Below are 6690 nucleotides of genomic sequence, written 5' to 3' on the forward strand. Positions count from 1 at the left end.
ATCAGTCAGGTTTCCTGTCAGGGGCAACATCCGCGGGATGCTGCCAGAAATCGTAAAAATTGAACCAGTCATGCGGCGCAAGCAGGCTGTAATGTTCCAGCCGTGCGGCATAGTGATCGACAGCGGCCTGCAGCGCAGGCAGACGCTTGCCGCGCGGAAGGATCAGGGGATCCGCAAAAGATTCGCAGTAAATATGCAGCCGCTGTTGCTGCATGATGCCAAACATCAGCATGACCGGCGCACGCAGCGCCGCAGCCAGAATAAAAGGCCCTTGCGGGAAGGCCGCGGGCTGGCCCAGAAACTCGCTGTAAATGATGCGGGAATGCTCCCCGCGCTGATGCTGGCTGGCAGACGTGCGGTCACCGACAATCGCTACCCATTCACCGGCATCCAGTTTTTCCTGCAATAAAATAGCCGTTTCCGGCCCCATCTGGCTGACCTGAATCAGGTTAACCACCGCCTGCGGATTAATTTCTTTCATCACCTGATTGAACCGTTCGGCGTGTTCGGTAAACACCAGCGCATTGACGGTGATCCGGTGATTGAGCGCACCAATCGCCCGGCAGGATTCGATGTCGCCCAGATGTGAAGCGAGGATCAGCCTGCCACGGCCGGAGGCAATATGTGATTCACAAATTTCGGGATTGACCAGCACCACGTCTGTCAGGGTTTTATCGCCCTGCCAGCTCGCCAGTTTACTCAGCATAGATTCACCAAAGCGCATGAAATGGCGGAACGTACTCAGCGGATAAGGCAGGGAAATGTTGCGCTGTGCGGCTATAGTGCGGACACGTTCAAGCCAGTCCGCAGACGCATTGCGCTGTTTGCGGCCAGTGAGCCAAAAATAAGTGATGACCGGATAAAGTAGCAGACGAAAAGCTTTGTAACCCAGCGTCCGGTAAACCGCCAGCATCAGGCGAATACCCCACAATCCTTTACGTTCCTGAGTCACTGACCAGTGTTCCGGCCGGTCTTTACGCTGGCGCAGCAAATAAGGAATGCGCGGCAACATGCCCAAAAACAGCCGGGTGTGCATCCAGGAAATTTGCAGGTTGTCCTTCACGGCATCAAAATGCGAGAGGCCGTCTTCGGGGTAAGTCACCCGCGTGGGCAGGAAACGACTGCGCGTGCCCTGCCAGTAAAGACGCACCATGATTTCCGTATCAAAATCCATCCGCAAACCCAGCGTCTTTTTCTCCATCAGTTGCAGGCAAGGCCTGAGAGGATAAACGCGGAAGCCGCACATGCTGTCTTTTACTGAGAATGACAGGGTTTCGATCCATACCCAGAAATGCGTGATATAGCGGCCATAAAGACGCGATTTCGGCACGCTGTCATCGTAAACCGGCTGACCGGAGATCAGACAATCCGGGTAGCTTCTGGCTTCCGCCAGCATTGCGGGGACGTCAGAAAGCTGATGCTGACCGTCGGCGTCAACCTGCAGTGCATGAGTGAAGCCTTTTTCAGCAGCCAGCCGCAGCGCCGCCATCACGGCACCACCCTTTCCCTGATTTGCCGGTAAGCGCGTCAGACTCATCCATGGTGTGATGCAAGCCAGACGTTGTAGCTCGTCTGCCGTTTGCGCGTCGCTGCCATCGTCTACCACGATACAGGGCAGATCGAACGGCCGGAGGCTTTCCAAAACACCGGCCATCATCGGCCCGTGGTTGTAGCAAGGAATAATCAGGCAGGGAGAAAATGGGGCTGGCTGCATCATGGACATAATGTGATTTTCCCACTGCTGGCGACGGCATCACCTACGCTGTACCGGAATACCAGCCGGTTTTTTTCTCTCAGCCAGTCGATATGCAAATCTACGGTTTCTTCAGGTAAAAGCGGCCGCTGGAACTTCACCACTTCCATACCAGCAAACGCTTTATTCATTCCCAAAATCGTTTCTGCGTAGTTCATGACCCAGTTCACCTGTGTCACACCAGGAAGGATTGGCGACGACGGGAAATGGCCCCTGAACCAGAGTAATTGTGCAGGCAACCTGAACGTAAGAAGCAGGCCGGTTTCGCTGGTGAGTTGCTGGTTCAGCACGTCAGGCATATTCACAAAAACATCTCCTGTAGTTCAGCAGCCGAGCGCTTGCCTTGCTGGTTAAGGGGGATCGCCGGAACAATGCGCCAGTATCGTGGCAGCGCAACGGGCGATGTCCAGCTGCGCAGGCTCTGACGAAGATTGTCCAGCAGCGCTACCTGACCTTGCGCATCCAGTAACTGTTCTCCGCTGCGGCTTAACACCAGCACGGCAGCCACATAAACCCGCCCGCGCTTTTCAACAGTCAGCACGCTGGCCTCTGAAAGAAGATCCAGCTGGCACAAACGTTGTTCTATTTCAGTCAGGGACACCCGTTGCTCGGCTATTTTAACGATCCGGTCTTTGCGACCCAGCAACTCAAAATGACACGGGTCGGCAGGCAACATTCGAATCTCATCGCTAAGCGTGAAGCAGCACGAAGGCGAAAGCAGTGGCGAAATCAGGGAAGTATTGCCATCAGGGCTGAGCGAAAAAACGTTTTCGCCAAATAGCGTCCAGAACTGTTCTGGCTGATGCTGCTGCCGAAAAGCGATAACACCGGTTTCTGTCGTGCCATAGATTTCCGTCGGCACGTCGCCGCAAGTTTGTGCGACTAAGCGTGCAGCCTCATGTTTCAGCGGTCCGCCAGCTGAAAAAACGTGCCGGAGTTTTGGCGTATTCAGCGCCGGATCCAGTCTTTCCAGAAATGCAGGGCTGCTGATGAAAACCAGAGAATGTACGGAAGCCAGAGAGTGTAATTGCTCATGATATTTAACACTGGTGGTCGCAAACGGCAGTCCCAGAGACAGCGGCAACATGAAAGCGAAACTCAGGCCATACATATGATGAGGGGCAACGGTGGCGGCAAAACTCGCGCCAGCAAATTCTGTTCCCCAGCGCGCGCCGAGCCACTGACTTTCAAGATCAAGACAGGAAACCGGCTTGACGATTTTTTGTGGTTTCCCCGTCGAACCGGAAGTAAACAGGATGACTGAGGCATCTTGCGGCCATGGTGGCAGAACCGTCAAAGTCTCTTGCAGCGCAAGCGGGAAACGCAGTACCGGGCAATCCGGTGACAAAGGGAGATCGGTAATCAGCGCATCAAATTCACTTTGCTGTTCAGCTAATACCGCAGGACGAAAATGACCTGGCAGAACCGGCGTTTTTCCGCTGTAAATCACCGCCAGCAGGGCGACCGCGAAAGAATAGTTATCTTCCAGACATAGCGCCCAACGGCTATGAGAAGTTCTGCGGAGCCCGGCAAGAAGAGATAGCACATCGCGACGAAACTCGTGTTGCCGCCATTCATGGCTTTCATTCCATGCGACGAGATGATCCTCAGATCTTTCCGCGCTCAGCCATTTACACATCGGCAGGGTTATCACTGACGCAGACGCTTTCTGACTATCCATTCAATACCCATCAATAAGCCAATCAGCAGATAACTGATCCCGCCGTTATAAAGAGCCCATAAATCCGTATCGCCTTTCAGGCAGGTATATAAGGCCATTGATCCATTACATAAAAAGAAAACACACCAGACTTGCGTAACCCGACGCGTATACATCACGCCCCGTGGCGGTAATTCAGGTTCACTCAAACGGGCAAGTCGCTCAACCAGAGATTGCCGGGCATAGAGCGAGCTGAAAAATACTCCCAGCAATAACGCATTCACCGCGACCGGGTAATACAGCAACATTGATGTTTCACGGAGCAAAACGCTGGTTGCCACCAGCACAATCCCCACGATGGCAATCGCTTTTCCAAAAAAAGTAAGCTGGGATAATTTTCCGCGAAAAGTCAGTAACCGCAGAATAAATATGGCGATCAGCAAAGGTGCCAGAATGCCGGTTCCCCAATTTTTTAATCCGCTCCAGACGGCTATCGGATAAGCAATCACCGCCACCGGCATGGCCCAACGGGCAATTTTTGCCAGCAATGGGAATGATAAATGCCGGGGCTTATTCACAAATATCAGGACTCAGGCGTGTTAAGCAATTCATCAATCGCATCAACAACATCCTGAACTGTTCTTACAGACTTGAACATTTCAGGTTTAATCTTTCTGCCCGTTATCTTTTGCAAATGAACAACCAGATCCACCGCATCAATACTGTCTAATTCCAAATCCTCATAAAGCTTCGCTTGCGGACTGATATCACTTTCATCAATTTCAAATAGCTTGATTAATAGGACGCTAATTTGCTGGTAAATTTCTTGCTTCTGCATAGGAATCTCTTTAACCACGCTGTACTGATATAAATCTGGCCAGACTTTCAACGGAATAGAAATGTTCGCGCATTTCCTGATTTTCAGCCGAAAGGATCACACCGTATTGTTTTTTCAACGCCAGGCCCAGTTCAAGAGCGTCAATGGAGTCCAGCCCCAAACCGTCACCAAAAAGCGGCGCCTGAGTTTCTATCTCATCTGGTGTCATACCTTCCAGATTAAGCGTCGTGATGATCAGGACTTTAATGTCGTTACTTAATGAATCCATGACTTATTTCTCATTATCTTGAGTATTTCCACGCATCAGCTCAGTGCGCAAATGTTGTGTCAGACGTCTTGCAGCCAGAGCCGGCGAAAGATCGCTTTCATAGAGAAAGTCTTCAGCTTTTACCTTATCGGCAACAGTAATAACAAACTGAGGTTTTACCGGGGGAATTTGATACCACTTTCCCCGTTTAGTCAGCATAGGTGGCTGACAGGTAATATGAACAATTCTTACATCACAATTTGCTCTCAGCGCAATGTTTGCCGCACCACGCTGTAAAGTTAACGGCTCGCCAGACACGGTACGTGTACCTTCGGGGAAGATCAGCAGCGTTCCTCCCGCTTGCAGACGTGTTTCACAAGCCTGCAGCAGCGCATCCGATCCGGAGTTAACCAGATATCCGGCAGCTTTAATCACGCCACTCAGAAACGGGTTTTTCAGCAAAGCTTCTTTGACAATGCAATCACAGCGCGGCATTTGTGAGGCCAGAATGACATAGTCAAGCAAGCTGGGATGATTTGCCAAGATCAGACAGCCGGTATCCTGTTGAAACTTTTCATCCCCTGTAAACCGGTAATCCATCACCCCAACCAGACGCAATCCGCCGAGGAAAAACCGAAAGCTGCTGCGGATACTGTTCAGCGTCATGCGGTGCAATCTGTCTGGCTGGCGTATGATTAGCCGCAACAGATTAAACCAGATAAGCGAAAGCAACAGTCCGCCAATTCCGAAAAGTGCGAAAAAGAATCCGGTCGCCAACCATCTCCAGATACGGTTCGCCAGAGAAGACACCCCTTGGTTCAATTGAGATTCTCTCATTGCATGTCACGTGACCATTGCCAGCCGTGACGATTACCTGCATTCACCTCAAATGAAGGGGAAGAGGAAAGATAACCGCGCAGGAATTGAAGACTCTGCGCAAGCGGCACTATCTGATGTTCACCGGGCATAGAAACACGCTCACACTGCAAAGTATTGCCAGCCGTTAATATTATTGCTACCGCATAAGGAAGAAACTCAGAATTTACCGATTCATTATATATCGCAGGAATTTGTCCGTCGAAATCGACCAGCATAACGCGGGAAGCCCCCGCAAATAACATTGATTGTGCTTCAAGTATTCCCTGTTGAAAACTATCATGTCCCGCTGCTAATGAGGTGACTGGCAAAGGGTTTTTACCGGTAATGGTTAACCAACCCGCCGCGGTATTGTGTACTGACATAGAAAACTCTGTCGGCGAAACAGGCTCTTCATTCGCTAAATTATGCAAAATCCGCCCTGTTTTTTCGAGCTCACCGTGACGACTGGTAAAAATGGCAGCGTCGACTTTATAATTTTCGAGCAATAAAAGACCTGTATCCACTGCGAAACGACTTCCAATACTCATACGACGCGCAGTCATCATGGGAATTTGCGTGCTTTTAGGGATTTCGCCCGAGAATCTCTCTGCATCAGGCCGATGGGCCCACTGGATCCAGTGTTCGCAACTGTTAACTCCCGGAGCAAGAGCCCGCCAGTCAAGCATATCCAGTGTGAATTTCATGATGAGTGATCTTTGTGAATTTTTAGAAATATGACTTTATGATATTTTATTGAAAGTTGCATCTGTAATTTGTGGACATATAACTCTGAACTATAGATTTTACTTAAGATTCCACAACAAGTTATTTTTTATCTCCACTTATTTATCCTAATATAAACAAACTTAAAACGAACTACTTATTGAGACAGGAGATTAACGTTAAACTTCTGAGCTTCTTGAATAGGAAATAATATAACTGATAACAATTACCATTGTGTAAAAATAGTTATTCCGGGTTAATTAAGGCTATTTAACCGAAGTAATAACCAGTTTTATAAAAATCGGGCGAGATTATCTGAGAATAAGAAAATTATACGAAGGTTAAATTCGTTTTAGCTCTGGAATTCTAAAAAACATATGCAAAAAACCCCTGAATCTTTCGATTCAGGGGTTATGCAATAAGTGGCGGAACGGACGGGGCTCGAACCCGCGACCCCCTGCGTGACAGGCAGGTATTCTAACCAACTGAACTACCGCTCCACCGGTTCTTTCACACGCATCAGCAATCGGCTGATGCCTGCTTGTTCCTGTTATTTTCCTTGTCACGGGAAAAGGAACACGTTCTTTACTAATTTGATGCCTGGCAGTTCC

General features: G+C 49.7%; 8 protein-coding genes and 1 tRNA gene. All 9 read right to left on the bottom strand.

All coding sequences use genetic code 11. The features are described 5' to 3' along the window. Position 1: 1 nt before the first annotated feature. The gene (locus UC15_RS21490) at positions 2-1717 is read right to left on the bottom strand and encodes a glycosyltransferase (RefSeq protein ID WP_112290827.1); all 1716 of its coding nucleotides are present in this window, start codon (positions 1715-1717) and stop codon (positions 2-4) included. Continuing rightward, positions 1714-2058: a 3-hydroxyacyl-ACP dehydratase FabZ family protein gene (locus UC15_RS21495; protein WP_112290817.1), complete on the bottom strand. Its 345-nt coding sequence runs from the start codon at positions 2056-2058 to the stop codon at positions 1714-1716. The genes UC15_RS21490 and UC15_RS21495 overlap by 4 nt, the downstream gene beginning before the upstream one ends. After that, positions 2055-3434, bottom strand: coding sequence for an AMP-binding protein (locus UC15_RS21500; protein WP_232829962.1), 1380 nt, complete (start codon positions 3432-3434; stop codon positions 2055-2057). Before UC15_RS21500 ends, UC15_RS21495 begins: the two co-directional genes overlap by 4 nt. Next, a complete protein-coding gene (locus UC15_RS21505) occupies positions 3404-3934 on the bottom strand; it encodes a hypothetical protein (RefSeq protein WP_369964570.1) in 531 nt (176 codons plus the stop codon). Before UC15_RS21505 ends, UC15_RS21500 begins: the two co-directional genes overlap by 31 nt. 62 nt (positions 3935-3996) lie before the next feature. Beyond that, on the bottom strand, positions 3997-4251 hold the full coding sequence (locus UC15_RS21510) for an acyl carrier protein (protein ID WP_112290820.1): 255 nt from the start codon (positions 4249-4251) through the stop codon (positions 3997-3999). Between the two features lie 10 nt (positions 4252-4261). Beyond that, positions 4262-4519: a phosphopantetheine-binding protein gene (locus UC15_RS21515; protein ID WP_112290822.1), complete on the bottom strand. Its 258-nt coding sequence runs from the start codon at positions 4517-4519 to the stop codon at positions 4262-4264. A gap of 3 nt (positions 4520-4522) precedes the next feature. Beyond that, positions 4523-5335, bottom strand: a complete 813-nt coding sequence (locus UC15_RS21520; RefSeq protein ID WP_112290823.1) for a 1-acyl-sn-glycerol-3-phosphate acyltransferase — start codon at positions 5333-5335, stop codon at positions 4523-4525. After that, entirely contained in the window at positions 5332-6060 is a 729-nt protein-coding gene (locus UC15_RS21525) for a beta-ketoacyl synthase chain length factor (protein ID WP_112290824.1), read from the bottom strand. Before UC15_RS21525 ends, UC15_RS21520 begins: the two co-directional genes overlap by 4 nt. Before the next feature lie 442 nt (positions 6061-6502). Then, a tRNA-Asp gene (locus UC15_RS21530) sits at positions 6503-6579 on the bottom strand. Between the last annotated feature and the right edge of the window lie 111 nt (positions 6580-6690).

Source organism: Rahnella sp. AN3-3W3, assembly GCF_003263545.1.
In the GTDB taxonomy this organism is placed as follows: domain Bacteria; phylum Pseudomonadota; class Gammaproteobacteria; order Enterobacterales; family Enterobacteriaceae; genus Rahnella; species Rahnella variigena.

Excerpts from the sequence above, each read along its gene's own strand:
- UC15_RS21515 (WP_112290822.1), bottom strand. The coding sequence starts at position 4,519 with ATGGATTCATTAAGTAACGACATTAAAGTCCTGATCATCACGACGCTT.
- UC15_RS21500 (WP_232829962.1), bottom strand. The coding sequence starts at position 3,434 with ATGGATAGTCAGAAAGCGTCTGCGTCAGTGATAACCCTGCCGATGTGT.
- UC15_RS21525 (WP_112290824.1), bottom strand. The coding sequence starts at position 6,060 with ATGAAATTCACACTGGATATGCTTGACTGGCGGGCTCTTGCTCCGGGA.
- UC15_RS21520 (WP_112290823.1), bottom strand. The coding sequence starts at position 5,335 with ATGAGAGAATCTCAATTGAACCAAGGGGTGTCTTCTCTGGCGAACCGT.
- UC15_RS21505 (WP_369964570.1), bottom strand. The coding sequence starts at position 3,934 with ATGCCGGTGGCGGTGATTGCTTATCCGATAGCCGTCTGGAGCGGATTA.
- UC15_RS21510 (WP_112290820.1), bottom strand. The coding sequence starts at position 4,251 with ATGCAGAAGCAAGAAATTTACCAGCAAATTAGCGTCCTATTAATCAAG.
- UC15_RS21490 (WP_112290827.1), bottom strand. The coding sequence starts at position 1,717 with ATGATGCAGCCAGCCCCATTTTCTCCCTGCCTGATTATTCCTTGCTAC.